The following is a 25,298-nucleotide window of genomic DNA, read 5'->3' on the forward strand; positions in this document are numbered from 1 at the left end:
CGCCCGGCGGCCGAGGGGCCGGGCGGAGTCACGTACCGGCTCCCGGGGCGGGCGCGTCAGAACGTCAGCACCCCCCGCGCCACCCTTCCTCCTTCCGCATCGGAGACCGCGTCCGCGAAGTCCTCCACCGGATACGTCCGGGTGACCAGTTCGTCCAGGAGCAGCGCCCCCCGCTCGTACAGCCCCGCGTACAGCGGGATGTCCCGCTGCGGGCGCGAAGCCCCGTACCGGCAGCCCAGGATGGCCTTGTCCAGGAACAGGGACGACACCAGGAACGACGCCTCGGCCGTCGGGGGCGGGGTGCCGAGCAGGATCGCCTGGCCGTGGCGGTCCAGGAGGTCGACGGCCTGACGGATCAGCTCCACCCGGCCCACGCACTCGAAGGCGTGGTCGGTGCCCGTCGGGAGGACGTCCCGGACACCCTCAGCCGACGTGAGGAAGTGGGTCGCCCCGAACTGCCGGGCCACCGCCTCCTTCTGCGGGTTGGCGTCGACGGCCACGATCGTCGCCGCACCGGCGATCCGGGCGCCCTGGAGGACGTTGAGGCCGATTCCGCCGGTGCCGATGACGACCACCGACTCCCCCCGGTCGACCTTCGCCCGGTTGAGTACCGCTCCGACGCCCGTCAGCACCCCGCACCCGATCAGCGCCGCCGAGGTGAGCGGGATCGAGACCGGGATCCTGACCGCCTGGACGGCCTTGACGACCGTGCGCTCGGCGAAGGCCGAATTGGATGCGAACTGGTACAGCGGGCTCCCGCCCCGCGAGAACGGCCGGCCCGGCATCCCGATGGCTCTGCGGCACATCGTCGGCCTGCCCCGGTCGCAGTCCGCGCACGCCCCGCAGGCAGCGAGGGTGGAGAGCGCCACATGGTCACCGGGTGCCACATGCTTCACTCCCGCCCCCACCGCCTCGACCACACCCGCGCCTTCGTGCCCCAGCACCACCGGCACCGGGAACGGAATGGTCCCGTCGATCACCGACAGGTCGCTGTGGCAGAGACCGGCCGCCGCGACATCGACCAGGACCTCGCCCGGCCCCGGGTCGCGTATCTCCAGATCGTCGACCACCTGGGCCTGCTTGCCGTCGAAGACGACACCCCTCATCTCGGCTCCCTCGGTAGGCCGAGCACCCGCTCGGCGATGATGGTGCGCTGGATCTCGTCGGAGCCGCCGTAGATCGTGTCGGCCCGGCTGAAGAGGAACTGCCGCTGCTGCGCGTCGAGTTCGTAGGGGGTATCGGGCGTCCAGCCGTACGGTCCGACCGCGCCGCCCGCCCCGCGCACCAGCACCGCCAGCTCCCCCAGCCGCTGGTGCCAGCCGCCCCAGAGCAGCTTGGCGACGCTGGGTGCTCCCGCGTCGCCGGTACGCCCCAGGGTGCGCAGGGCGTTCCACCGCATGGTGCGCAGCTCGGCCCACTGGCGTACCAGCCGGTCGCGCAGGACCGGGTCGTCGACGGCGCCCGAGGCGACCGCGGCGGCGACGACCTCCGTCAGCTCACGGGCGAAGCCGATCTGCTGGACCAGGGTGGACACCCCGCGCTCCAGCGCGAGCAGACCCATGGCGACCTGCCAGCCGTTTCCCTCGCCGCCGACGGCGCACTCGGCCCGCGCGCCGTCGAAGAAGACCTCGTTGAACTCGCTGGTGCCCGACATCTGGCGGATCGGCCGTACGTCGACGCGGCCCGGCTGGTCCATCGGGACGAGCAGGAAGGACAGTCCGTGGTGGCCGCGCGCGCCCGGTTCCGTACGGGCCAGCACGAAGCACCAGTCCGCCTCGCGGGCGAGCGAGGTCCAGATCTTCTGGCCGGTGACGCGGTAGGCCCCGTCGCCGTCGCGCACGGCCGCGGTGCGCACCGCCGCCAGGTCGGATCCGGCCCCCGGCTCGCTGTACCCCTGGCACCAGAGCGTCTCGCCGCGCGCGATGGGCGGCAGGAACCGGGCCTTCTGCTCGTCGTCGCCGAAGGCGATGAGGGTGGGCGCGAGCAGGTTCTCGCCGATGTGCCCGACCCGGCCGGGGGCGCGGGCCGCCGCATACTCCTCGGCCCAGACGACCTGCTGGGTCAGGGTGGCCCGGCGGTTGCCGAAGTCGCCCTGCCAGCCGATGCCGATCCACCCGCCGCCACCCAGCTCCCGCTCCCAGGCCCGGCGCAGCCGGGCGCCCTCGTGCTCGCTGCCGGGGCCGCCGACGGCTTCGGCGGCGGCGAACCGGCCGGTGGACCGGTCCGCCAGCCAGGCCCGCGCCTCGGCCCGGAACGCGGCGTCGTCAGGGCCGGGGGCGAAGTCCATGCCGCGCCTCCCCCGTCCGGCAGGCGGTGCTGCCGCGGCCCGGGGCCCGGCCGTCGGGCACGGGTCCTTCACGCATGGGGCCGCTCCTTGGCCGCCGCCGCCCGCGCCATCTCCTCCAGCCGTTCCAGCATCGGCATCGGATCCACCCCCACCGTCCCCGGAAGGAAGTCGGCGATGCGCTCGGGAGTCCACGCGGCACCCTCCGCGTACCCGGCGCGCAGCTCCCTCGGCTGGGCCCAGACCGCGATCTTCGGGCCGGCGATCGTGTAGACCTGCCCGGTGATCCGCTCGTCGCGGGCCCGGTCCGAGAGGAGGTACGTGACGAGGGCGGCCACGTCCTCCGGCTCGCCGATCTCCTTCAGCTCCATGGGGACGTTCGCGGACATCCGGGTCCTGGCCACCGGGGCCACCGCGTTCGCAGTCACCCCGTACTTGTGGAGGCCGAGCGCGGCGCTGCGCACCAGCGAGATGATGCCGCCCTTGGCGGCGCTGTAGTTGGCCTGTGCGACGCTGCCCTGGTGGTTGCCGCTGGTGAAGCCGATCAGCGTGCCGCTGCCCTGTTTGCGCATCACCGCCGACGCCGCCCTGAAGACGGTGAAGGTGCCCTTCAGATGGGTGGCGACCACCGGGTCCCACTCGTCCTCGGACATGTTGAAGAGCATCCGCTCACGGAGGATCCCGGCGACGCAGACGACCCCGTCGATCCGCCCGTACCGTGCCAGCGCGACATCGACGATCCGCTGACCGCCCGCCATGGTCGAGATGTCGTCCGCGACCGCGACTGCCTGGCCGCCGGCCGCGACGATCTCCTTGACCACGGCCTCCGCGACCGCGCTCTCCGGTGCACCGCCTTCGACGGGGACGCCGTAGTCGTTGACGACGACCCGGGCTCCCTCGGCCGCGGCGGCGAGGGCGACCGCCCGGCCGATGCCACGCCCCGCGCCTGTCACAGCGATGACTTTGCCTGCCAAGAAGTTCCCCATGCCCGGCCCCTTCCCGCGGTTTCTGACGGACCGTTAGATTTTACGGGTAGTCAGACAGCCGAGCACAAGACCCCCGGAGGCCCGATGTCCCTGCCGGCCGCATTCCACGACATCGCCGCACGCGTCAACAACTGGGGCCGCTGGGGCGCCGACGACGAGATCGGCACGCTGAACCTGATCACCGACGAGGTCGTACGGGAGGCAGCGGCGACCGTGCGGACAGGCCGCCGCGTCCCGCTGGCGCTGGCCCTGGAACAGGACGGCGTCCAGACCGGGATGATCCCGGGACGGGTGAACCCGCTGCACGCGATGGTCCAGATCAACCAGGAGCTCTTCGGTCCTGGCACCGTGGCCACCAGCGACGACATCGTGACCATGAGCCTGCAGACGGGCACCCACTGGGACGCGCTCACCCACGCGTCGCACTCCGGGATGCTCTACAACGGCCGCCCCGCCGACACCATCACGGCCCACGGCGGGGCGGGCTTCAGCGGGATCGGCACGGTGCGCCACCTCGTATCGCGCGGCGTGCTGCTCGACGTGGCGCGGGCCCGGGGTGTGGACCGGCTGGAGGGCGGCCGGGCGGTGACACCGGAGGACCTGGAGGCGGCGCAGGAGCTCGCCGGGGTGACGGTGCGCGCCGGGGACATCGTGCTCGTGCGGACCGGGCAGGTCCGGCTGTATCTCGGCGGCGACCGGAACGGCTACACCTACCCGTCACCGGGTCTCTCGGTGCGCGCCCCGGAGTGGTTCCACGCACGGGACGTGGCGGCGGTCGCCAACGACACCGTGACCTTCGAGATCTTCCCGCCCGAGCACGAGGACCTCTGGCTGCCCGTCCACGCCCTGCACCTGGTCGAGATGGGGATGCCCCAGGGGCAGAACTGGAATCTCGAAGAGTTGTCCACAGCCTGTGCAGAAGAGGACCGCTACACCTTCCTGCTCTCCGCGACACCCGAGCCCTTCACCGGCGGGACGGGCGCGCCGGTCGCGCCGGTCGCGTTGCTCTGAGGGGCGGGGCGAGCGGCGGGATGCGGTGGTCGCGACGGGGAGGCGCGACAGCCCCGGTGGTGGGCAACGGCCCGGCCGTACGGCGAGTTCCGGGTGGCGGCGGCACGTCAGCCGCCACCCGGAACGACGCGGGCACCGCCCCTCCCTGCCCGAGAGGGGCCGCGCCGACCGCGATCCATTCACACCGAGATCCGAGCCCCCACACCCCCCGGCACCCTCGGCGTCCCCCCACGGGCGGACCGCTCCTGCAAGAGTGATCAGGTCACCACTCCGCGTCAACACCAGGGCAGACCTTTGCGAGTTACACCCGATATGTGACGGCGCGTGGCGGGTCGTAGATCCCCGGCTCGCGGATAACGTCCATGCGCTCCGGCGCACTTCCGGCGCCCTCGCACACGCCCCGGTCCGCCTCGCATCCGCCCGGATCGATCTCGCACCCGGCCCGGTCGACCTCGCACCAGATGGACTTGCCGTGCCCCTCGGGCTGCCAGCCCCAGCGGTCGGCGAGCCCGTCGACCAGTTCGAGACCGCGGCCGTTGGTGTCCTCGCCCTCCGCGTGGCGCGGCCGGGGCGGACAGGCACTGGTGTCGGCCACCTCCACCCGGACCGTGCCGGAGTCGTCGGCCGGACCGAACAGCATGCGCAGCACCGCCGGACACCCGGTGTGAACCACGGCGTTGGTCACCAGTTCCGAGATCAGCAGAATCAACGTCTCGGCGAGTGGTTCGTCGGCCCTTATCCCGCACCCGACAAGCCTGGATCGCGCCCACCTGCGGGCCCGCCCCACCTCTGCGGGATCGGGTCCGACCTCCAGCTGAACCTGAAGCACCTGCACCGCTCACACCATCCGAACCGGCCGGGGGAACCACCCAGGGCTTTGCGAGCACTGAGGGAACATCGCCTAGCGCCTCTCAGGGATCACGGACCGTGATTCCCGTGGGAGACAGCATGGTTGACGTACAGTCACCGCAACAAGCGCTTCGGGCATATTCCAGCGCGAAGGAGTAGGCGTGGTGCATACTGTGCGACGCCTGTCGCGGTCAGTCGAACGAGGGCCCTTCTCGCACCCACGTACGGTGCGAACGGCGCGCATTCCCCGACCCGCTGTCACCTCTGAGGTGCCAACGGAGCATCCGCACAACACGGTCATTCGCATTCCCCGGAGCGTACCGGAGCGGGGCGCCGACTCCGGCCCGTGACGGCCCTGTCGAAGGACACAACCCGGTATCGACGCTCGGTGACGCTCCGGTGACCCTCACAGTGCGGCGGCGATCAGCTCCTCCGCCTCGGCCCCGGTGATCCACTGCCCGGCCCGCACCCAGGCCCGCTTCAGATGGAGATGAACATCTGACTCCCAGGTGAATCCCATTCCTCCGTGTACCTGGAGGCAGTCCCGGGCGTTCCGGACGGCCGCTTCGTCTGCCAGCAGCTTGGCCCCGGCGGTCTCCGCGTCCGGCCCGCCCCCGTCCGCCCCGTCCCCGCCCGGTCCGCCCCCGTTCGCTTCGCAGGTCACCGATGCCGCGTACACCGCCGCCCTGGCGACCTCCGTCCGTACGAGCATCTGGGCGCAGAGGTGCTTGACGGCCTGGAAGGAGCCGATGGGGCGGCCGAACTGCTCCCTCTGCCGCGCGTGATCGACGGCCAGTTCGGTGGTGCGGGCCGCGCTGCCGAGTTGAAGGGCCGCGGTGAGCAGGACGGCAGCGGGGCGCGGGAACCGTTGCCCGTGGACACGGTGCAGCGGTGTCAGCGGGTCCACCGACCTCACGGGCCGGGCGTCCACCGGCTCCCCCACCACTTCGTCGGCCTCCGCGAGCCACTCCACCAGGGCGCCGTCCGACGCCGCGACGACCGTCCGCCCCGTGTCGGCGCCCGGCACGCTGCCTGCGGCGAGATGGGTGGCGACCAGCGGTCCCGGCAGCAGCGCCCGCCCCGCCTCCTCGAAGACGAGGACGGCCTCGGGCAGTCCGAGCCCGGCCCCGCCCGCCTCCTCCGGCAGCCGGAGCGAGAAGAGCCCGGCCTCGCCCAGCTCCCGCCACAGAGCGCGGTCGAGGCCCGGCCGCCCGACGGCGGCCCGTAGCGCCTCCGGCCCGAAACGGCCGGCCAGCAGGGCGCGGAAGCCGGTGCGCAGGGCCAGTTGGTCGTCGGTGAGCCGGAACTCCATCAGCGCTCCTTGGGGAGGCCGAGGATTCGCTCGGCGACGATGTTCTGCTGGATCTGCGAGGTGCCCGCGGCGATCGTGTACGAGAGCGAGGAGAGCCGGTCCTGGATCCAGGGGTGCGCGAGGTCGAGGGCGTCTGGGCCCAGGACGTCGGCAGCCGCCTCGTACAGCTCCTGCCGGGCCTGCGAGTAGCGGAGCTTGAAGACCGAGCCGCCGACACCCGGCACACCGAATCCCCCGCCCTTCCCGCCCGCGCCGCCCTGCGCCTCGCTGACGTTCCACTGGGTGAGCCGCCACAGCGCGCCGAACTCGGCGCCGAGCCGGCCCAGCCTGCGGCGCAGCGCCGGGTCCGCCGCCCAGCGCCCGTCGCCCCGCGCCGTACGGGCGAGTGCGCCGAGGGTGCGCCGGCAGGCGACGACCTCACCGACGAAGGCCGTGCCGCGCTCGAAGGAGAGGGTCACCATCGTCACGCGCCAGCCGTCGTTCTCCGCGCCGACCCGGTCGGAGACCGGGATCCGCACCTCGTCGAGAAACATCTCGGCGAACTCGGTGGACCCGGCGAGCGTCCGCAACGGCCTCACGGTCACACCGGGGGCGTCCATCCGCATCGCCAGCCAGGTGATCCCGCGGTGCTTGGGCACCGCGCCGCCGACCGGTTCCGTGCGGACCAGCAGCTCGCACCAGTCGGCGACCTCGGCGTGCGAGGTCCATATCTTGGATCCGCTGACCACATAGTGATCGCCGTCGCGGACCGCCCTGGTCCGCAGGGACGCCAGGTCCGACCCCGCGCCGGGTTCACTGAACCCCTGGCACCAGATCTCGTCCCCGCGCAGCACCGGCGGCAGCCAGCGGGCCCGCTGCCCGGCCGTCCCTTCGGCGGCGATCGTCGGGCCCGCGTGCAGCAGCCCGACGAAGTTGGCCCCCACGTACGGCGCCCCGGCCCGCTCCGTCTCCTCCAGGAAGATCAGATGCTGGGCCGGGGTGGCACCCCGCCCGCCCGCGTCGGCCGGCCAGTGCAGCCCCGCGTACCCGGCGTCGTACAGCATCCGCTGCCACGCCGTGTCGTACGCGCGCCGCCCCGGCCAGTCCAGCGGGTCCGGTGCGGGCGGCAGCGCCGGAAGGGCCTTCGCGAGCCACTCCTTCAGCCGCCCCCTGAAGGCCTCCTCGTCCGCCGTGTCCCTGAGGTCCATTACGGGAGCCTCCCGGGCAGTTCGGTCATGGTGCCCCTCCCCTGGCGTCCGTCCGGACCATTACCTGATGGGTCGTCAGAAATAAGGGTAGCCCTGGCCCCCTGGACCGACAAGGCGCGGAGTCCTACGCTCTCGCAATGATCTGACTACCCGTCAGTTATGTTCGAGGGTGAGGGAGTTAGAGGCATGAACGAGACCGCACACGCACTGGGCGCGTCCCGCACGCTGTGGGAACTGGTCGACCGTCGCGCCGGACTGACCCCGGACCGGCCCGTCCTGCTCCAGGGCGACAGGACCCTCACCTTCGGAGAGCTGCGGGACGGCGCCGAGCGCACCGCGGCCGGCCTGTACGGGATGGGGGTGCGGCCGGGCAGCGTGGTCGCCTGGCAGCTGCCCACCCGGATCGAGACCGTGCTGCTCTCGTTCGCCCTGGCCAGGCTCGGCGCCGTCCAGTCCCCGGTGATCCCGTACTACCGGGACCGGGAAGTAGGCTTCGCGCTCCGCGAGTCCCGGGCCGGCTTCTTCGCCGTACCGGGCAGCTGGCGCGGCCACGACCACACAGCCATGGCCGGACGGCTCGGCGCCCGGGGCGTCTTCGAGGCGTACGACACCCTCCCGGACGGCGACCCGGCCGTACTCCCGCCACCGCCCGCCGACGGCAACGCCGTCCGCTGGATCTACTGGACGTCTGGCACCACGTCGGACCCCAAGGGCGTGCTGCACACCGACCGCTCGCTGATCGCGGGCGGCTCCTGCCTGGCCCACGCCCTGCACCTCACGGCGGACGACATCGGCTCGGTGGCCTTTCCGTTCGCGCACATCGGCGGCCCCGACTACGTGGTGATGCTGCTCCTCTACGGCTTTCCGGCCGTGCTCTTCGAGCACTTCGCGATGGAAACGGCGCTGCCGGAGTACCGCAGGCACGGAGTGACGGTCGCGGGCGGCTCCACCGCGTTCTACTCGATGTTCCTCACCGAGCAGCGCAAGGTACCCGGGCAGCGGCTGGTCCCGACCCTGCGGCTGCTGGCCGGGGGCGGCGCCCCGAAGCCGCCGGAGATCTACCACGCGGTGGTACGGGAGATGGGCGTCCGGCTCACCCACGGCTACGGCATGACCGAGGTACCGATGATCACGATGGGCGCCCCCGACGACACGGCCGAGAACCTCGCCACCACGGAGGGCCGTCCACCGGCCGGGATGGAGATCCGCATCGTGGACGCGACGGGCACACCGGTGCCGGCCGGGGTCGACGGCGAGATCCGGCTGCGGGGCGAGGCGGTCTGCCAGGGGTACACGGACCCGGCCCAGGGCGCGGACTCCTTCGACACCGAGGGCTTCCTGGTCACCGGCGATGTGGGCCATCTCAAGGAGAGCGGCCATCTGGTACTGACCGGGCGGATGAAGGACATCATCATCCGCAAGGGCGAGAACATCTCCGCCAAGGAGATAGAAGACCTGCTGCACCAGCACCCGGCGGTGGCGGACGCCGCGGTCGTCGGGCTCCCGGACGAGGAGCGCGGCGAGCGGGTGTGCGCGGTGGTCGAACGGCGGCCGGGAGCCGGGGAGCCGACCCTGGCCGCCGTGTCGGCGTTCCTGCGCGGCGAGGGCCTCTCCGTGCACAAGCTGCCGGAGCAGCTGGAGGTGGTGGACGCCCTGCCGCGCAACGAGGCACTGCGGAAGGTGCTCAAGTACAAGCTCCGGGAGCTGTACGGGTGAGCCGTCCCCGGCCCCGGACCCTGTGACCGGCCCCGCGGATCACCGCCGGCGCGGGCGAAGCCCGCCGGCGGCACGCGGTCGCACCCGGGCCCGCCCCGCGGCTACGCCGAGATCGGCTGGGCGTCGTCCGCCGTGGCCTCGTACACGTCCGCGTACACCTCGAAGAGCCGCCGGACACCCAGCGCGCCCAGCACCTTGTTCACATGCGCGGCGCCGCCCTGGCCGGACATGCCGTCCACCTCGCCGTCGCCGGGCAGGATCAGCCTCAGCCGTCCCTGGCAGGAGCGCATCAGTCTGCGGGCCGCGATCAGGACGCCGACACCGCTGGAGTCGCAGAACACCACGTCCGAGAGGTCGAGCACCACGTCGTGGCAGCCCACGGCCACCGCGTCGTGCACCCGCTGCCTGACCTCGGGGGAACTCACCAGGTCCATCTCGCCCGATATGCGCAGGACGAGCCATGCACCGCGTTCGGCTTCGATCACGTTCAGCATCACGGGACTGGACCTCTCCGCTGTCGGTCTGCCGGTCCGAAAAATCCGGAAGTTTGCGTTCCACTCAGGCGGCTGCCCCACTGGCCCCCCATGAAACACCTTCCCCACCATAAACGCCCGGTGTTTTCGGACAGAAAAGATCATATTTATTCCCCCTCGGAAGGGGCCGCCCAACGGCCGGCCCGGGGGCGGGACCGGCGGCAGGGGAAGGGCGATCGACGGCTGCACCAGGGGCGCGACCAGCGGTGAAGAGGGGTGGATTCCCCCTACCACCCGTCGGCGCTCCGGGGGCGCACTTGGGGCAAAGAGGCGCACTCGACGGGCCCTCCGGCTACTGTCGAAAGAACGAGGGGCAGATGTGTGGGGTTTGGGGGTCTGATGCCGAAGGACACGCCACCCCGGTGGGACCGCAGGATGCAGCAGCGGCTCACGAGGGGTGAGGCAGCCGCGCTGGGGGAGCTGTACGACCGGCTCGCCTCCCTGGTGCACAGCCTGGCCCACCGCGTGCTGGACGACGACGAGTCCGCCGACCGCATCACCCGTGAGGTCTTCGCGCACGTCTGGGAGAACCCGGAGGAGTACGAGCCCAAACACGGCTCCATGCGCTCCTGGGTGGCCACGCTCGCCCACCGCCAGGCCGTCGAGCGGCTGCGCCAGTCGGAGACGGCGTCGCTGGCCGCCCGGGGCGAGAGCACCACGGCGGAGGCCGAGAAGCTGGAGCAGAAGGTGCGCAGGGCCTCTGCGGCGGCCCGCGCCGACTACATCGTGACCTCCATGCCCGCGCCGCTGCGCGCCGCGCTGGAGCTCGCGTACTTCCAGCGCAGGGACTACCGGCAGACCGCCGCCGACCTCGGGGTCACCGAGGACGAGGCGCGACGGCGGCTCCGGCTGGGGCTCCAGCTGCTCTCCACGGCCAACACCCGGACCCCCGAAGGGGCTTCGCCGCCCGGATACGGCCGTGCCCTGTGACGGGGCCCGCCGGGGAACCGGCCGGACCTCCCGACGAGGAGCTCCCGGCCCGGATACCGGGACCGCGCGGGGCCGCCGACGACCTGGCCTTCCTTCCCGCGCCGCCGCTGGAGCTCTCGCACAAGGTCCTGAAGTCGCTGCTCGGCGCCTGGGCGCTGTCGGCCTGCTCCCCCGAGGAGACCGAGGCGGTCGAGGACCACCTCACCGACTGCGCGCCCTGTGCGGACGAGGGGCTGCGGCTGCGCGACGCCGTGGCGCTGCTGCACACCGAGCGGAGCCTCGACCTGGACCCGATGCTGCGGTCCCGGGTGCTCCAGGGCTGCCTCGGCCGCCGGCCGGCCCGGATCCCGGTCCCGGAGTGGGCCGCGCCGTACGACGCGGAGACCGCCAGGCTGGACGCCCTGCTGAACGACTTCGGCGACGCCGAGTGGCACGCCCCGGTACGGCTGAAGTGGTACGAGGACGAGCACGCCACCGCCCACCGGACCACCGTCGCCGGGGTCATCGGGCATCTGCTGACCGTCGACGGACTGGTCTCGACCGCGCTCGGCCTGGACGACGGGTCGGCCGACGTCCCGGGCGGCGAGCCGCCGTCGCACTCCCCCACGGAACGCACCCGGCAGTACTGGCGGGCGCTCGACACTCCCCCGACCCGTACGATCCGCGAGCCGTGGCGCGAGCGGAGCCACACCCTGCTGCGCACGGTCTCCTTCGCGGGCCAGGACCTCCCCGGGATCTCCGTGCCGTACGGGGAGTTCAGCCTGCCGCTGCGCGACTCGCTCCTGGACCGGGCCTTCGAGTGCTGGGTGCACGCGGGTGATATCGCCGACGCCGTGGACTATCCGTACGACCCGCCGGCCTCGGCCCATCTCAACCTCATGATCGACCTGGCCGCCCGGATGCTGCCCGCCACCCTGGCGGGCCGCCGCCGCTCCGGCCTGGCGAGCCCGCCCCGCCCACCGGGCAGGGACGGCGCGCCGGGCAGGTCACTGCGGCTTGAGATCGAGGGCGCGGGCGGCGGCGACTGGTACATCCCGCTGGACTCCACGGCCGTGAGGGGCTCCCCGGACCACGCGGTGGCGCATGTCGCGCTGGACGGCGTGGAGTTCTGCCGGCTGGCGGCCGGGCATGTGGAGCCGGAGGAGGCGGTCGCCGGGCAGGAGGGCGACCGCGAGGCGATCCGGGACGTGCTGTTCGCCGCCGCATCGCTGAGCCGGATGTGACGCGGAGGCCACGCACATCATCGGCGCCGGTACTCCGCGCGGCGCCGCCGGACCCGCACGGCGCCGCCTGACCGGGTACAGCTCCGGAGGGTGTCCTGCTGCTACGTGAACACCACCGTGCGGCGCCCGTTCAGCAGGATCCGGTGCTCCGCGTGCCACTTCACCGCCCGTGCGAGCGCCTGGCACTCCACGTCACGCCCGATCGCGACCAGCTGGTCAGGGGTGACCTCGTGGCCCACCCGCTCGACCTCCTGCTCGATGATCGGCCCCTCGTCGAGGTCGGCCGTCACGTAGTGCGCCGTGGCCCCGATCACCTTGACGCCGCGCGCATGCGCCTGGTGGTACGGCTTGGCGCCCTTGAAGCTCGGCAGGAAGGAGTGGTGGATGTTGATGATCCGGCCGTTCAGCGCCTTGCAGAGGTCGTCGGAGATGACCTGCATATAGCGGGCGAGCACCACCAGCTCGACGTTCTCCCTGCGGACCAGGTCGAGCAGCTCGGCCTCGGCCGCCGCCTTGTTGTCCTTGGTCACCGGGATGTGGTGGAAGGGGATCCCGTACGAACCGACGAGCTCGGCGAAGTCCGGGTGGTTGGAGACCACAGCGGCGATCTCGACGGGCAGCGCCCCCGTACGGGAGCGGAAGAGCAGGTCGTTCAGGCAGTGGCCGAATTTGCTGACCATCAGGACGATCCGCATCCGGTCCTCGGCGCGGTGCAGCTGCCAGTCCATCTGGAAGGCGTCACCGACCGCGGAGAAGCTGGCGCGCAGCTTCTCCAGGGAGACCGGCTGCTCCGCGGCGAAGTGCACCCGCATGAAGAAGAGCCCGGTGTCCCGGTCCCCGAACTGCTGGCTGTCCTCGATGTTGCATCCCGTGATGAACAGATAGCTCGACACGGCATGCACAATGCCCTGTTTGTCCGGGCAGGAGAGCGTGAGGACGTACTGGTCGGTCATGACAGCAGGGTGCCACAACCGGCCGCCGTCAGGCCGCCCTGGTCACGATGCGGAGCACTTCCAGGGTGCGCGGCGGCACATCCGGATCGTCGGCGTCCGCAGCCGCCAGCCGCACATGGGCCTCACGCGCGGCCCGTACGGCCTCCGGCCAGCCGTGATGTTCCATATAGACCGATACGGGAGCATCCGCACCGACCTGGTGCATGATGCGCAGCACGCGCAGCACGGCCACATCCACCAGCGCGGCCTCCCCGGAGTCCCGGAAGACCGTCCCGACGTACTTCTCGGCGGACCAGTTGTCGAGCCAGGTGTCCTCGACCAGCCGGTACACGGCGTCGGTGACGTCCCCGTACTCCGGGCGGCCCGCCAGCCAGCACTCCTGGTGGAAGGCCGGATCGGAGAGCATATGCAGCGCGGAGCGCACATTGGCGCGCCAGCGCCACCACGGCATGTCAGTCAACGGCATGCCGTCCATGGTGGTGGAGCGACGGCCGGAGCGGGAAGCGTTCGGGGAACCTTGCACGATTTCGATCGTACGTTCCCTGCGGGCGGAGCCTTCCGGACCCCCGTAATTCACCCTGCGATCACCCAGCGTCAACACCCGACCACCGCCGCGTTACCCGTGGGGCGGCAGGGTCGCTGTCCATGACCGGTTGGCGACGCTCCCTCTCCGTCCTCGCGCTCTGCACGACCGTCGGGGCCTCCTCCCTCGCCGGCTGCGGGGCGCTTCCCGGCGGGGCCGGCGGCTCCAGGAGCACCGTCACCGTCATGACCTGGGCGCCCGAGTCCACCCGCGCGACCGACATGCCTGGAATGCCCGCCATGGCCGCCGCCTACGCCCGCTGGGTCAACGCCCGGGGCGGTATCGGCGGCCACCGGCTCCGCGTCCTCACCTGCAACGACCACAACGACCTGATCGGCGCCGGGGCCTGCGCCGAGCGGGCGGTCAAGGAGGGCGCGGTCGCGGTCGTCGGCTCGTACAGCCTCTACGGCCAGTCGTTCATGCCGCCGCTCGAAGCGGCGGGCATCCCGTACATCGGCGGATACGGCGTCTCCGCCGAGGAGTTCCGCTCCGCGCTCTCCTACCCGGTCAACGGCGGCCAGGCGGCGCTGCTCGCGGGCAGCGGGCGGCAGCTCGCCGGGGAGTGCGGCCGGGTCGCGCTGGTCAGGCCCGAGACCGTCGACGGCGACGAGCTGCCGATCCTCCTCGACACCGGCCTCGCGGAGAGCGGACGGCCCCCGGCCACGGACATCCGCACCACCGAGGACGCGGGCGAGTACGGCGCGCAGGCCGCCGCCGCGCTCAGGGCCGTGGGCGCCGGGACGGGCACACCGTCCGCCGGCAGCGGGGCGGGCCCCGGGTGTGTGAGCGCGGTGCTCGGCGGACGTACGCAGACCTTCGTCGACTCGTTCCGGCGGCAGCAGGGGACCGGCGGGCAGGTACGGATCGCCTCCGTGCTGGGCAGCGTCGGACAGGGGCTGGTCGACAGCACGGGCGGCAAGGACGGCCCGTACGAGGGCGCCTACGTCACCGGCTGGTACCCGGTGGCGGGTGACCCGCGCTGGCAGCCGATGCGCGACGTGATCGACACGTACGCCTTCGACGACAACAGGATCGATCCGGCGGACGCCGGCGCGGAGACCACCTGGATCGCGTACACGGCGCTGCGGGAGGTCATCGAGTCGCTCGGCAAGGACCGCATCACGGCGGACGACCTGACCCGCGCGCTCGACGGCGGCTTCGCGGTGCGGACCGGCGGGCTCACTCCCACCCTGCAGTGGCGCTTCCAGGACATGCTGGCGTCACGGGACTTCCCCCGGCTGGTCAACCGCCGGGTGACGTACCAAGTGGTGCGCGGCGGGCGGCTGGTGGCGCTGCGGAAGGACCCGGTGGATGTGGGCCCGACCCTGGAGAAGGCGTCACTCTCGGAGTGAGCGACGTCGACCCTGAACGGGGGGCGCCGCGGGAGCGCCGCTCCCGGCCCTCAGAGCTGGTCGCCCCTGCGCTGCGTCAGGCTGTACTTGTCCGCGATGGCGTTCCACAGGTCCGACGCCTGCTTCTTGGCCGAGGTGGCCTGACCGCTGGCCGCGTCCCCGCGGCCCGCTGCGGGGGTCCGCTTCGCGTGACCGTGCTTGCATTCCTTCTTGTTGTTGGCCGCGACCGCGTGGGCCCAGGCGGCGTACTGCTCGTCCGCGGTCGCCGAGGCGTTCCACCCGGTGGTCAGGGCTGATTTCAGCCTGGCGTTGTCCGGCAGCTTGTCGACGGAGAGCGCGCCGAGCTGCGTGACCAGCGAGTGACGCTGCTTCGCCGCACCCCGCAGGGCCGCCGCCGCCTGCGGCAGGCTCTGGCAGGACCGGATGTTGCCCACGGCCGCGATCACCGCGGAGCGGCTGTTGTTGCTGTCGGCGAGCAGCTTGTCGAGCGCGACGGCCTGCGGCTGCGCCGGGTCCTTCGCCGCTTCGGGCGCCGTCGAACCGGCGGTCGATGTGGCGCCTGCGGGCTGCTTGTCGTCCTTCTTGCCGGAATCGCCACCCGAGCTGAGCAGCGCGCCCGCCCCGAGCCCGACGACGGCGCAGCCGACCACGACTGCAGCGATGATCGGCGTACGGGACGACTTGCGCCGGCCGGTCCCCGCGGTCTCCCGGGAGGCCGGCTCGGGGGTGTACTGCGGTGGCTGGGCGGCGGGTTGCTGCTGCGGGGCCCTGCCGTACGGGCCGTTGCCCTGCGGCGCGCCGCCGTACGGGTCCTGCTGGCCGAAGACCGGCAACTGCTGCGTCTCACCGGCTGCTTGCGGACCCGCCGCCGCGTTGTCCGTACGGAAGAGGCTGTCGAACTCGGCGGGCGGCTGCCGGTCCTCGGGGGCGCCGGGTCTGATGCCGTAGGGGCCACCGGCCGGGGCGGCCGGACCGGCGGGGACCGGCGGCAGGAACTGGGTGGGGTCCGCGTCGGACCCGGGGGCCGCCGGGGCGGGCCCGGACTGCCGGTGGTGACCGAGGTACTGGGTGGCCTCCGCCGGGTTCTCGGGCAGCGCGGGGACGGGGGCGATGAACTGCGTCGCATCGCTGTCGCCCGCGCCAGGAACGGCCTCGGGGGGCAACGGCTGTGCGTACGGAGAAGGCTGCTGCGGCTGCGGAGCGGGGGCGCCGTGCTGCGGGCGGCGGTGCCCACCGGACGGCGGCTGCGCGGCCGGGGGCAGCGGCTGCGCGGCGGGCTGCTGCTGGTTCTGGTACGGGTACTGGCCCTGCTGCTGTTGCTGGGGGTTCTGGTACTGCTGGTTCTGGTGCTGCTGGTTCTGGTGCTGTGCGTTCTGGTGCTGCTGGTGCTGCGGCTGCTCCGGCGGCATGTGCTGCGGGAACTGCGGCTGCTGGTGATGGGGATCCTGCTGCGCCTGCTCGTAGTACGGCTGGTGAAGCTGCGGGAGGTGCTGCTGGGGCTGCTGCTGTATGTGCGGCGGCTGCGGTGCGCGCCCCTGCTGCTGGGGCAGCTGCGGCCGGCCGTCGTCCGGCGGCCCCCAGGGCTGACCCCACGGCTGGCCACCCGCGGGAATCGCGTGCTCGCCCGCGACCTCCGGGATGTACGGCCCGCTCCCGTCGGACGGCAGTACGACACCTTCGTGCGCGGGCCGTACAGCGGGAAGCTGCGGCTCGTCGCCCTGTCCGTTCTGCGTCACCGGGACTCCTACTGCACGTGGACCTACGGAATCGTCGGTTCACGCTACCGGGTGAACCGAGCCGTCTGCCACGGGGCAGGGGCTGGGGGTGTGCGATGTAACACATGCGGGGCGCCCGGCGCTGTACTTGGGGCGCTGGACGCCTGTGCGCGCGGCCGAGTGGCTTGTTCTCGCCCCTGCAGCAGGCGAGTTGTCCCGCATGCGGGAGCGGGCGGGGCGGGAGCGGGCGGGGCGGGAGCGGGAGCGGGCGGGAGCGGGCGGCGCTGCCCGCCGAGCACGGCAGCGCCGTCCCGCCCTCTCCCGCCCTCTCCCCGCCTCGCGGGGGCTACGCCGCCTGGACCTCCATCCGCGCCCCCAGCTCCCGGACCGCCGGCACCTCCGCGAACGGCTCCAACCGCCCCCGCAAGTCGTCCAGGTAGTCCGAGCCCCGGCCCGACCGCACTGTCCCCAGCAGCTCCACCGCGCGGGCCCCCGTCCGGCAGGCCTCCTCCACCTCACGCTGCTGGAGCTGCGCCGTGGCCAGCAGGACCAGCCCGATCCCCCGGCGGCGCGCCTTCGTCTCAGGAAGGCCCGCCAGAGCCTCCTCGGCGCGGCCTGCGCCCGCCGCTCCCTGGCCCAGGTCACGGTGGCAGTGCGCCAGCTCGTCGGCGAGGTACGCGCCGTCGAAGTGGGCGATCCACTGCGGGTCGTCGCCCGCGTCCGTGCCGCACTCCGCGCGGTCCATCGCCGCCAGGGCCTTGCCCGCCACCGCCTCCGCCGTGCGGGCGTCGCCCATCAGCGCATGGCCGCGCGCCTCCGCCGCGTAGAACATCGACTCGGCGCGCGGGGTGACCCGGCCGCGGGCTCCCTCCTGCGCCGCCCGCGCCAGCTGCGCGATCTCACGCGGCGTGCCGAGCTCAGCGGCGAGATGACTCATCGAGGCGGCCAGCACATAGCCCCCGTAGCCGCGGTCCCCCGCGGCCTGCGCCAGCCGCAGGGCCTGGATGTAGTACCGCTGGGCGAGCCCCGGCTGACCGGTGTCGACCGCCATGTACCCGGCGAGCTCGGTCAGTCTGGCGACTGCGCCGAAGAGCTCACGGCCCACCCCGTCGCGGTACGAACCGGCCAGCAGCCCGGACACCACGCTGTTCAGGTAGTGGACGACGATCGGCCGCACATGGCCGCTGCCGAACCGGTGGTCGAGCTCGGTGAGCGCGGCGGTCGTCGCCCGCACCGCCTCGACGTCGGACGGCCCGACCCGCGCGCCCGCGGCCCGTGCCACCTGCGCGTCCGCACCGGTGATCAGCCAGTCCCTGCTCGGCTCGACCAGAGCCGAGGCCGCGACCGAGGAGCCGGAGAGGAAGTCACGGCGCCCCACGTCACTGCGCCACAGCTCACAGACCTGCTCGATCGCGCCGAGCACCGTCGGCGAGAACTGCAGCCCGACCCCGGAGGCCAGGTTCTTCCCGTCGGCCATCCCGATCTCGTCGATCGTGACCGTACGGGCGAGCTTGCGGCCAAGCGCCTCGGCGATGATGCCCGGCGCCCGGCCGCGCGGCTGCTGCCCGCGCAGCCATCGCGCGACGGACGTCTTGTCGTAGCGGAGATCGACGCCGCGCTCCGCCCCCACCATGTTCACGCGTCGGGCGAGACCGGCGTTGGAACAGCCGGCCTCCTGGATGAGTGCCTGCAACCGTTCATTGGGCTGACGGGCGACGAGCGGCCTGGCGGCCATGAATACCCCCTGAGACGTGCGGCGATCACTGATCCGGTCGGGTTGATCACTGCCCGGGAAATGTCGGGAGAATGCGGTGAAAGACGGGAGTAATCCCGGCATTCTCCTTCCGCCCCGGTGAGGGATACCCGCTCCCGGGGGTGCATTCGCCCGCGCGCCCCCACCCATGCCTCCATGCGCCCCACATGCCGCCAAGCTGCCGCGGAACCCGCCGTGTTGATCCCGCGCCTGGCCCCCGGCCGATACCCGGCGGACGGCCCCGCGTCTATCGCTGGGGACCCCGTAACCCAAGGTGACGGCGGGAGTTGAGCTGTTCGTGAAAGAGACCACCACGGGCACGCAAGCCGCACCGATCCCCGAGCAGCGCACAGAACCGCTGCTGGACAGCGCCGCACGGTACGCGGAGGAACGCCACTGGGACGTGCTCCCCGGCACCTGGCTGGTGGCGGGGGAAGGGGGCGAGCGGTGCTCCTGCGGCGACGTGGCGTGCTCCGCGCCCGGCGCACACCCCACGCGCCCCGACTGGGCCGCCGAGGCCACCGGCAGCGCCGTCGCCGCCCGCGCCCTCTGGTCCGCGCAGCCGCGGTCCTCGATCCTGCTGCCGACCGGGCGGACCTTCGACGCCATCGATGTCCCCGAGACCGCGGGATTCCTCGCGCTGGCCAGGATGGAGCGGCTGAACGTCTCCCTCGGCCCGGTGACCCGCACACCCGGCCGCCGGATGCTCTTCTTCGTGCTGCCGGGTGCCGGTGCCAAAGTGCCCGGCCTGGTACGGAGGCTGGGGTGGGCGCCCGCCACGATCGACCTGTCGGTCCGGGGCGAGGGCGACTACGTCGCGGCGCCGCCCACCCGGGTCGGGGCCGCCGGGGCCGTGCAGTGGGCGCGGCGGCCGACGGCCGCCAACCGGTGGCTGCCGGACGCGGACGAGCTGACCGCCCCCCTGGCGTACGCCTGCGGCCAGGAGACCCGGGAACCCCGCGGGTAGGCCCTGCCCCGGTGAGAGCCCGGGTCCCCGGGTACGGGCCCGGCCCGCCGCCCCCCGACCGTAGGGTGGGCGCAAGAGCGGGGACTCCGAAAGGCGCTGCACCATGCCGGACCAGACCATGCCGGGCCAGGCGGCCGTACGGGTAAAGGGACTGTGGAAGCGGTTCGGGGAGCAGATCGCGGTCTCCGGGATCGACCTCGAACTGCCCGCAGGGCAGTTCATCGGCCTGGTCGGCCCGAACGGCGCGGGCAAGACCACCACTCTCTCCATGGTGACGGGGCTGCTCAGGCCCGATCAGGGCACCGTCGAAGTGGCGGGTCACGACGTCTGGCAGGACCCCGTCGCGGTCAAGTCCCGGATCGGTGTACTGCCCGAGGGGCTGCGGTTGTTCGAGCGGCTCTCGGGGCGGGAGCTCCTCGCGTACAGCGGGCGGCTGCGCGGACTGCCGGGCGCCGAGGTCGACAAGCGGGCGACCCAGCTCCTGGACGTGCTCGACCTGGCGGGTGCCCAGCACAAACTCGTGGTCGACTACTCGACCGGGATGCGCAAGAAGATCGGGCTGGCCGCCGCGCTGCTGCACAACCCCGAAGTCCTCTTCCTGGACGAGCCGTTCGAAGGTGTCGACCCGGTGTCCGCGCAGACGATCCGCGGCGTCCTGGAGCGCTACACGCGCTCGGGTGCGACGGTCGTCTTCTCCAGCCATGTGATGGAACTGGTCGAGTCGCTCTGCGACTGGGTGGCGGTGATGGCGGGCGGCCGGATCCGCGCACAGGGCCCGCTCGCCGAGGTACGCGGGAGCGCGCCCTCGCTCCAGGAGGCGTTCCTGGAGCTGGTCGGCGCGCACGACAGGAACGCCGGTGACAGCCTCGACTGGCTGGGCGGAGGCCCGCGATGACCGCCTCCACCGCCCTCACCACCACCCCGGACACCCCCGGCACCGAGCTGACCGCGCCCGCCCTCACCCCCGTCTTCGTCCGGCTGAAGCTCGCCCTGCTCCGCAACGGCCTGCGCCAGTCGTCGGGCCGCAGGGCCGCGTACATCGCGTCGGCCGCCGTCTCCCTGGTCTTCGCGGCGCTGCTGCTCCTCGGTCTGGTCCTGCTGCACGGCCACGCGCACGCGGGCACCCTGACCGTCATCCTCACACTCGTGCTCGCGGTGGGCTGGGCGGCGATGCCGCTCTTCTTCCCCGGCGGCGACGAGACGCTGGACCCGAGCCGGCTGGTGATGCTGCCGCTGCGCCCGGAACCGCTCGTCCGGGCCCTGCTCGCCGCCTCGCTGGTGGGCATCGGACCGCTGTTCACCCTCTGCCTCGCGACCGGCTCGGCCTTCGCCGTGGCGACGAACGCGGCGGCCGCGGTGGTCGCCGTCATCGCCGTGCCGCTCACCGTGCTGATCTGTGTGGCGCTGGCGCGCGCGGTGGCCGCCGCCAACGTCCGGCTGCTCACCTCGCGGAAGGGACGCGACCTCGCCGTACTGAGCGGCCTGGTCATCGCGATCGGCATCCAGGCCGTCAACTTCGGCGCCCAGCGGCTCGGCAGGGCGGGCGGGCTTTCCGCGCTCGACCCGACCGGTGACGTGGTGCGGTGGCTGCCGCCGGCGTCCGCGATCGGCGCGGTCGACTCGGCGAGCAGCGGATCGTACGGTCCGGCCGTGGCCCAACTCGCCATCGCCGCGGCCTTCCTGGTGGTCATGCTCAGCGCCTGGCGGCGCACCCTGGTGCGGCTGATGACGTCGCCCGACGGATCGACGCTCGCGGCGGCCGGGCCGAGCCGCAAGGAGTCGGCCGGGGGCCTGTCGCGGTTGCTGCCCGAGGGGCGTACGGGGACGGTGATGCTGCGCACCCTGCGCTACATCTGGCGCGACCCGAAGACCAAGGCCGCGTGGATCGCCTCGCTCGCGATCGGGCTGATCGTGCCGCTGCTCAACGCGGTGCAGGGCGGCGGCTCCATCTACTTCTCGTGCTTCGCCGCCGGGATGCTCGGGATCCAGATGTACAACCAGTTCGGCCAGGACACCTCGGCGTTCTGGATGGTCGCGCAGACCATCGCGTCGCCCCGGGACGCGTTCGCCGAACTGCGGTCGCGCGCCATGGCGCTGGCCCTGGTCACCGTCCCGTACACGGCGCTGGTCACCGTGGTCACAGCCGGGCTGCTGGGCGACTGGGGGGCGCTCCCCGAGGCGATGGGGCTGGCCTTCGCCCTGCTCGGCGCCATGCTGGGCACAGGAGCCGTGACATCCGCCCGCTTCCCGTACTCGATCCCGCAGGACAACGCCCACAAGAACGTCGCTCCGGGCCAGGCCGGGCTCGCCTGGATCTCCGTCTTCGGCGGCATGGTCTCGGCCGCCCTGCTCTGCTCGCCGGTGATCACCCTGCTCATCGCCCTGCATGTCACGGGCAACGAGCCGTATCTGTGGCTCCTGCTGCCGCTGGGTGCCCTGTACGGGACGGCGACGGCATGGGCGGGGCTCCGCCTGGCCGCACCCCAGGCGGCCGGACGGCTGCCCGAGATCCTGCTGGCGGTCAGCAAGGGGTGAAGCCCCGGTGTGCGCGGCGTTGTCCCGCCGGGTCCCGGCGCTCATCCGCCGGGTGCTCGCCGGCCGGGACCCGCCGGGGCCTTGTGCCCGTTCGCCGGGGCCCGGCGCTCTCCCGCTACTGCGCGAGCACCGCGTCCAGGAACGGCTCGATCGCCGCGCGCCACGCCCCGGGCTGGTCGTAGTGGACCAGATGGGCCGCTTCGGCCACTTCCGCGTACTCGCCGCGGGGCAGCACCCGGACCATCTCCTGCGACTCCGCCCGGCCGAGCTCACCGTCCAGACCGCGGACCACCAGGGCCGGGCACTGCACCTGGGCCAGCTCCTCCCAGTGCGCGTCGAGGACCCACGCCTCACGGGACTTCAGCATCTGGCGGCGGGAGAAGACGGGGCGCCAGCCGTCGGCGCTCTCCGCCATCACCTCGGCGAAGAACTCACCGCGTGACGGGTTCGGGCGCTCCACCCACGGGTCGTCCTCACCGAACCACTTCCGTACGTCCGCGAGCGTGGCGAAGGGGACGGGCCAGGCCGCGAACCAGTCCTCCCACTCGCGCTGCGAGGCTATCCCCAGGGCGGAGGCCCTCATGTCGCAGATGATCACGGCCCGGACGAGGTCCGGGCGCTTGGCGGCGAGCTGCCAGGCGGTGAGGGCGCCCATCGCGTGGCCGACGAGGGTGACGGGGGCCAGCCCCAGCTGGACGATCGCGGCCTCCGCGTCGGCCACATAGGCGTCGCGGGTGTACGGGCCGTCCGCGGGCTTTCCGCTGCGGCCGTGGCCCCGCTGGTCGAGAGCGACCGCGCGATGGCGCTCGGAGAGCCAGCGGACGGTGGAGGCCCAGTGCGAGGCGCGCCCCATCAGCCCGTGCAGCAGTAAGACGCCGGGAGCCCGCTCCGCGTCCCCCTCGCTCTCCTTGGGCGGGTCGGCGAACTCCCAGGCAGCAAGGCGTACGCCGTCGGGTCCGGTCACGTCGATGCGCTGCACCATTGTTCTGGCACCCCCTTCAATCCCCTGATGGGTGATCGGTCCCCGCACCTGCGGCAGGCCGCTCGGGCTCGTTCAGTGGCTGGATCAGTGCCGGCTCGGCGGTCGAGCCGGTGTCACGCCCCCAGGCTATCGAACTCGCATTCGAAAATGCGGTTCCGGCTCTCAACACCCCACCTTCGAGTGACATCCCCGCAGGATTGAGGGGTGCTGCCCGGGGGAGATTCCGTGCGGGGGACGGACCACTCGGGGATGAGGGTCCGGCCAGACCGACCTTGAGAGCTCGGGGCTCCAGGTCGGTGCGGGGGAGGTCAGGCCCCGGCGCTCCTGAGCGCCGGGGCCCTCTCCGTTCGAGGCCAGGCGAGGCAAGGGCCGGTGGGGCAGGGTGCGGCCCCGCTGAGCCCGCCGGCGGGTGGGGGCGCGGCGGTTCGCAGCGCGAGGGGTCACAGCCCCGTGGGTCCGCGACAGACGCATGCACCTGCTCCCTCCCTGCCGGACGGACCATGCCGGGTCGCTTCGCGTCGGGCCGGCGCCATCAGGCCGTAGGCGCCAGCCTCGCACGGGATGCCTGCGGCCGGGGCCGTTCCCGCACCATTGCACGGACCGACCGCACCGCCCGGGCACCGGACGAGCCTCCGGCCCTGCTCCGCTCCCCCTGCTCCACTCCTCCTGCCGGGCGGGGCGCCCCTGCTCCCCGTCCTTCCGCAGCCGCAGCCGCCGGTCCTGCTCCTGCTCCTGCTACTGCTCCTGCTACTGCTCCTGCTACTGCTACTGCTCCTGCTCCTGCTACTGCTACTGCTTGGCAACGAAGACGTGCGAAGCCACTTCGGGGTTGAGCTCGGCCGCCTCGCCGCTGCTGCCCACCAGGACGCCGCCGGCCGACTCCGTGACGCTCACCACCGAGCCTGGCTGCACCCCCGCGCGACGCAGCGTGTACATCAGCTGGGCATCGGTCTGGATGGGCTCGCCGATCCGGCGCACCACCACGTTCTTCCCGTCGGCGCCCGGGTCCAGGTCGGCCAGGCTCACCATGCCCGCGTCGAGGAACGGATCGGCCTCGGCCTTCTCGCCCAGCTCCTCAAGGCCCGGGATCGGATTGCCGTACGGCGACTCCGTGGGGTGACGCAGCAGTTCGAGCACCCGCTTCTCCACCGCCTCGCTCATCACGTGTTCCCAGCGGCACGCCTCGGCGTGGACCTGCTCCCACTCCAGTCCGATCACATCGACGAGGAGGCACTCCGCGAGCCGGTGCTTGCGCATGACGCGCGTCGCCAGCCTGCGGCCCTCCTCCGTCAGCTCCAGATGCCGGTCGCTCGCGACGGCCACCAGGCCGTCACGCTCCATGCGCGCCACGGTCTGGCTCACCGTGGGGCCGCTCTGGTCGAGCCGCTCCGCGATCCGGGCCCGCATGGGGACCACACCTTCCTCCTCCAGCTCAAGGATGGTGCGGAGGTACATCTCCGTAGTGTCGATCAGCCCGCTCATACGTGCCCCTATGTTCCGCTACTGCTATGGCCCTCGTTCAATTCTGACGCATACCTCCGACAACCGGCCCGCGCAGGACGTGGGCGGTATTGACACTGCCCTGGTACGGACCGCACCGTGAGGCGCATGAGCAGCGAGAACAGCGGGAGCAGCGGCCTTGCAGGCGAGTTCTTCGATGCCGCGATCGGCCTGCTGCGGCGTGTGCGGGACGAGGAGTCACAGAACGTGACGGCAGCCGGTTCCGTGATCGCCGACACCGTACAGGCAGGCGGGCGGCTCTTCGCCTTCGGCGCGGGTCACTCCTCGCTCGCCGCACAGGACGTGGTGTACCGCGCGGGGGGCCTGGCCCTGATGAACCTGCTCGGTGTCCCGGGGACGCTCGGCGTCGACGTCCGGCCGGCCACGCTCGGCTCGGCCCTGGAGCGCGTCGGCGGCCTCGCGGGCGTGGTGCTCGACTCAAGCCCGGCAGCGGCGGGCGACCTCCTGGTGATCATCTCGCTCTCCGGGCGCAACGCACTCCCCGTCGAGATGGCGATGAGCGCCCGCGCGCTCGGGCTGAAGGTCATCGGCGTGACCTCGGTGGCGTACACGAAGGAGACAACGTCGCGGCACGCCTCCGGTACGTTCCTCAAGGACCACTGCGACATCGTGCTGGACAGCCGGATCGCGGTGGGCGACGCGGAGCTCACCGCAGACGGTGTCGAGGCGCCCTTCGCCCCGGCGTCGACGGTCGTCACCAGTGCGCTGATGCAGGCCATGATGGCCTCGGCCGCGGGTGAGCTGGCCCGTCGCGGCATCGAGCCCCCGCTGCTGCGCTCGGGCAACGTCGACGGCGGCCACGAGTGGAACGGCCGCGTCTTCGCGGAGTACCGCGACCGGATCTTCTACCAGCACTGAGAGCGCGCCGACCCCCTGCGCGCGGCGGGCCGGGGGCGTCACGGCCCC

Annotated in this window: 22 protein-coding genes; 9 read left to right on the top strand and 13 right to left on the bottom strand. The window is 72.6% G+C overall.

What is annotated here, in order from left to right:
- Nucleotides 1–56: 56 nt before the first annotated feature.
- The 3 genes from OG917_RS14875 to OG917_RS14885 form a co-directional block, all read right to left on the bottom strand.
- Entirely contained in the window at nucleotides 57–1,106 is a 1,050-nt protein-coding gene (locus tag OG917_RS14875; RefSeq protein WP_328318082.1) for a Zn-dependent alcohol dehydrogenase, read from the bottom strand.
- Entirely contained in the window at nucleotides 1,103–2,287 is a 1,185-nt protein-coding gene (locus OG917_RS14880) for an acyl-CoA dehydrogenase family protein (protein WP_328318083.1), read from the bottom strand. The genes OG917_RS14875 and OG917_RS14880 overlap by 4 nt, the downstream gene beginning before the upstream one ends.
- A gap of 68 nt (nucleotides 2,288–2,355) precedes the next feature.
- A complete protein-coding gene (locus OG917_RS14885; RefSeq protein ID WP_328318084.1) occupies nucleotides 2,356–3,270 on the bottom strand; it encodes an SDR family oxidoreductase in 915 nt (304 codons plus the stop codon).
- A gap of 84 nt (nucleotides 3,271–3,354) precedes the next feature.
- On the opposite strand from OG917_RS14885, the gene OG917_RS14890 reads away from it, so the two are divergent.
- Nucleotides 3,355–4,281 (top strand): cyclase family protein, encoded by a 927-nt coding sequence (locus tag OG917_RS14890; protein WP_328318085.1) that lies wholly within the window; start codon nucleotides 3,355–3,357, stop codon nucleotides 4,279–4,281.
- Between the two features lie 301 nt (nucleotides 4,282–4,582).
- Here the strand turns inward: OG917_RS14890 and OG917_RS14895 are convergent, their stop codons facing one another.
- From OG917_RS14895 to OG917_RS14905, 3 genes are all read right to left on the bottom strand, one after another.
- Nucleotides 4,583–5,116, bottom strand: a complete 534-nt coding sequence (locus tag OG917_RS14895) for an ATP-binding protein (RefSeq protein WP_328318086.1) — start codon at nucleotides 5,114–5,116, stop codon at nucleotides 4,583–4,585.
- Between the two features lie 420 nt (nucleotides 5,117–5,536).
- Entirely contained in the window at nucleotides 5,537–6,442 is a 906-nt protein-coding gene (locus OG917_RS14900) for an acyl-CoA dehydrogenase family protein (RefSeq protein ID WP_328318087.1), read from the bottom strand.
- The gene (locus OG917_RS14905; RefSeq protein ID WP_328318088.1) at nucleotides 6,442–7,629 is read right to left on the bottom strand and encodes an acyl-CoA dehydrogenase family protein; all 1,188 of its coding nucleotides are present in this window, start codon (nucleotides 7,627–7,629) and stop codon (nucleotides 6,442–6,444) included. Before OG917_RS14905 ends, OG917_RS14900 begins: the two co-directional genes overlap by 1 nt.
- Before the next feature lie 186 nt (nucleotides 7,630–7,815).
- On the opposite strand from OG917_RS14905, the gene OG917_RS14910 reads away from it, so the two are divergent.
- Nucleotides 7,816–9,345, top strand: a complete 1,530-nt coding sequence (locus OG917_RS14910; protein WP_328318089.1) for a class I adenylate-forming enzyme family protein — start codon at nucleotides 7,816–7,818, stop codon at nucleotides 9,343–9,345.
- 101 nt (nucleotides 9,346–9,446) lie between these two features.
- Here OG917_RS14910 and OG917_RS14915 read toward each other — a convergent pair whose 3' ends face one another.
- Nucleotides 9,447–9,842 carry an STAS domain-containing protein gene (locus OG917_RS14915; protein WP_328318090.1) on the bottom strand — a complete coding sequence of 132 codons (396 nt, stop codon included), beginning with the start codon at nucleotides 9,840–9,842 and terminating at the stop codon, nucleotides 9,447–9,449.
- Between the two features lie 375 nt (nucleotides 9,843–10,217).
- Between OG917_RS14915 and OG917_RS14920 the strand changes: the two genes are divergently transcribed.
- Nucleotides 10,218–10,808, top strand: a complete 591-nt coding sequence (locus OG917_RS14920; protein ID WP_328318091.1) for a sigma-70 family RNA polymerase sigma factor — start codon at nucleotides 10,218–10,220, stop codon at nucleotides 10,806–10,808.
- Nucleotides 10,805–12,031: a maleylpyruvate isomerase N-terminal domain-containing protein gene (locus OG917_RS14925; protein WP_443058959.1), complete on the top strand. Its 1,227-nt coding sequence runs from the start codon at nucleotides 10,805–10,807 to the stop codon at nucleotides 12,029–12,031. The genes OG917_RS14920 and OG917_RS14925 overlap by 4 nt, the downstream gene beginning before the upstream one ends.
- 101 nt (nucleotides 12,032–12,132) lie before the next feature.
- Here the strand turns inward: OG917_RS14925 and purU are convergent, their stop codons facing one another.
- Nucleotides 12,133–12,984, bottom strand: a complete 852-nt coding sequence (gene purU, locus OG917_RS14930; protein ID WP_328318092.1) for a formyltetrahydrofolate deformylase — start codon at nucleotides 12,982–12,984, stop codon at nucleotides 12,133–12,135.
- A 28-nt stretch (nucleotides 12,985–13,012) separates the two neighbouring features.
- Complete coding sequence (locus tag OG917_RS14935; protein ID WP_328321893.1) at nucleotides 13,013–13,459, bottom strand: SCO4402 family protein; 447 nt, start codon at nucleotides 13,457–13,459, stop codon at nucleotides 13,013–13,015.
- Nucleotides 13,460–13,629: 170 nt separating this feature from the next.
- Here OG917_RS14935 and OG917_RS14940 point away from each other — a divergent pair, with 170 nt between their 5' ends.
- Nucleotides 13,630–14,919 carry an ABC transporter substrate-binding protein gene (locus OG917_RS14940; protein ID WP_328318093.1) on the top strand — a complete coding sequence of 430 codons (1,290 nt, stop codon included), beginning with the start codon at nucleotides 13,630–13,632 and terminating at the stop codon, nucleotides 14,917–14,919.
- A gap of 50 nt (nucleotides 14,920–14,969) precedes the next feature.
- On the opposite strand, the gene OG917_RS14945 is transcribed toward OG917_RS14940, so the two are convergent.
- Nucleotides 14,970–16,655, bottom strand: coding sequence for a hypothetical protein (locus tag OG917_RS14945; RefSeq protein WP_328318094.1), 1,686 nt, complete (start codon nucleotides 16,653–16,655; stop codon nucleotides 14,970–14,972).
- A gap of 325 nt (nucleotides 16,656–16,980) precedes the next feature.
- A complete protein-coding gene (locus OG917_RS14950; protein WP_328318096.1) occupies nucleotides 16,981–18,369 on the bottom strand; it encodes a transcriptional regulator in 1,389 nt (462 codons plus the stop codon).
- Nucleotides 18,370–18,685: 316 nt separating this feature from the next.
- Between OG917_RS14950 and OG917_RS14955 the strand changes: the two genes are divergently transcribed.
- From OG917_RS14955 to OG917_RS14965, 3 genes are all read left to right on the top strand, one after another.
- Nucleotides 18,686–19,354, top strand: coding sequence for a bifunctional DNA primase/polymerase (locus OG917_RS14955; protein WP_328318097.1), 669 nt, complete (start codon nucleotides 18,686–18,688; stop codon nucleotides 19,352–19,354).
- A gap of 103 nt (nucleotides 19,355–19,457) precedes the next feature.
- Nucleotides 19,458–20,249 carry an ABC transporter ATP-binding protein gene (locus OG917_RS14960; RefSeq protein ID WP_328318098.1) on the top strand — a complete coding sequence of 264 codons (792 nt, stop codon included), beginning with the start codon at nucleotides 19,458–19,460 and terminating at the stop codon, nucleotides 20,247–20,249.
- Nucleotides 20,246–21,889, top strand: a complete 1,644-nt coding sequence (locus tag OG917_RS14965) for a transporter (protein WP_328318099.1) — start codon at nucleotides 20,246–20,248, stop codon at nucleotides 21,887–21,889. The genes OG917_RS14960 and OG917_RS14965 overlap by 4 nt, the downstream gene beginning before the upstream one ends.
- 115 nt (nucleotides 21,890–22,004) lie before the next feature.
- On the opposite strand, the gene OG917_RS14970 is transcribed toward OG917_RS14965, so the two are convergent.
- Nucleotides 22,005–22,871, bottom strand: a complete 867-nt coding sequence (locus OG917_RS14970) for an alpha/beta fold hydrolase (RefSeq protein WP_328318100.1) — start codon at nucleotides 22,869–22,871, stop codon at nucleotides 22,005–22,007.
- Between the two features lie 789 nt (nucleotides 22,872–23,660).
- Complete coding sequence (locus tag OG917_RS14975; RefSeq protein WP_328318101.1) at nucleotides 23,661–24,353, bottom strand: metal-dependent transcriptional regulator; 693 nt, start codon at nucleotides 24,351–24,353, stop codon at nucleotides 23,661–23,663.
- A gap of 126 nt (nucleotides 24,354–24,479) precedes the next feature.
- Between OG917_RS14975 and OG917_RS14980 the strand changes: the two genes are divergently transcribed.
- A complete protein-coding gene (locus tag OG917_RS14980; RefSeq protein WP_328318102.1) occupies nucleotides 24,480–25,250 on the top strand; it encodes an SIS domain-containing protein in 771 nt (256 codons plus the stop codon).
- Nucleotides 25,251–25,298: the final 48 nt, after the last annotated feature.

It is taken from the genome of Streptomyces sp. NBC_00388, assembly GCF_036061255.1.
In the GTDB taxonomy this organism is placed as follows: Bacteria; Actinomycetota; Actinomycetes; order Streptomycetales; family Streptomycetaceae; genus Streptomyces.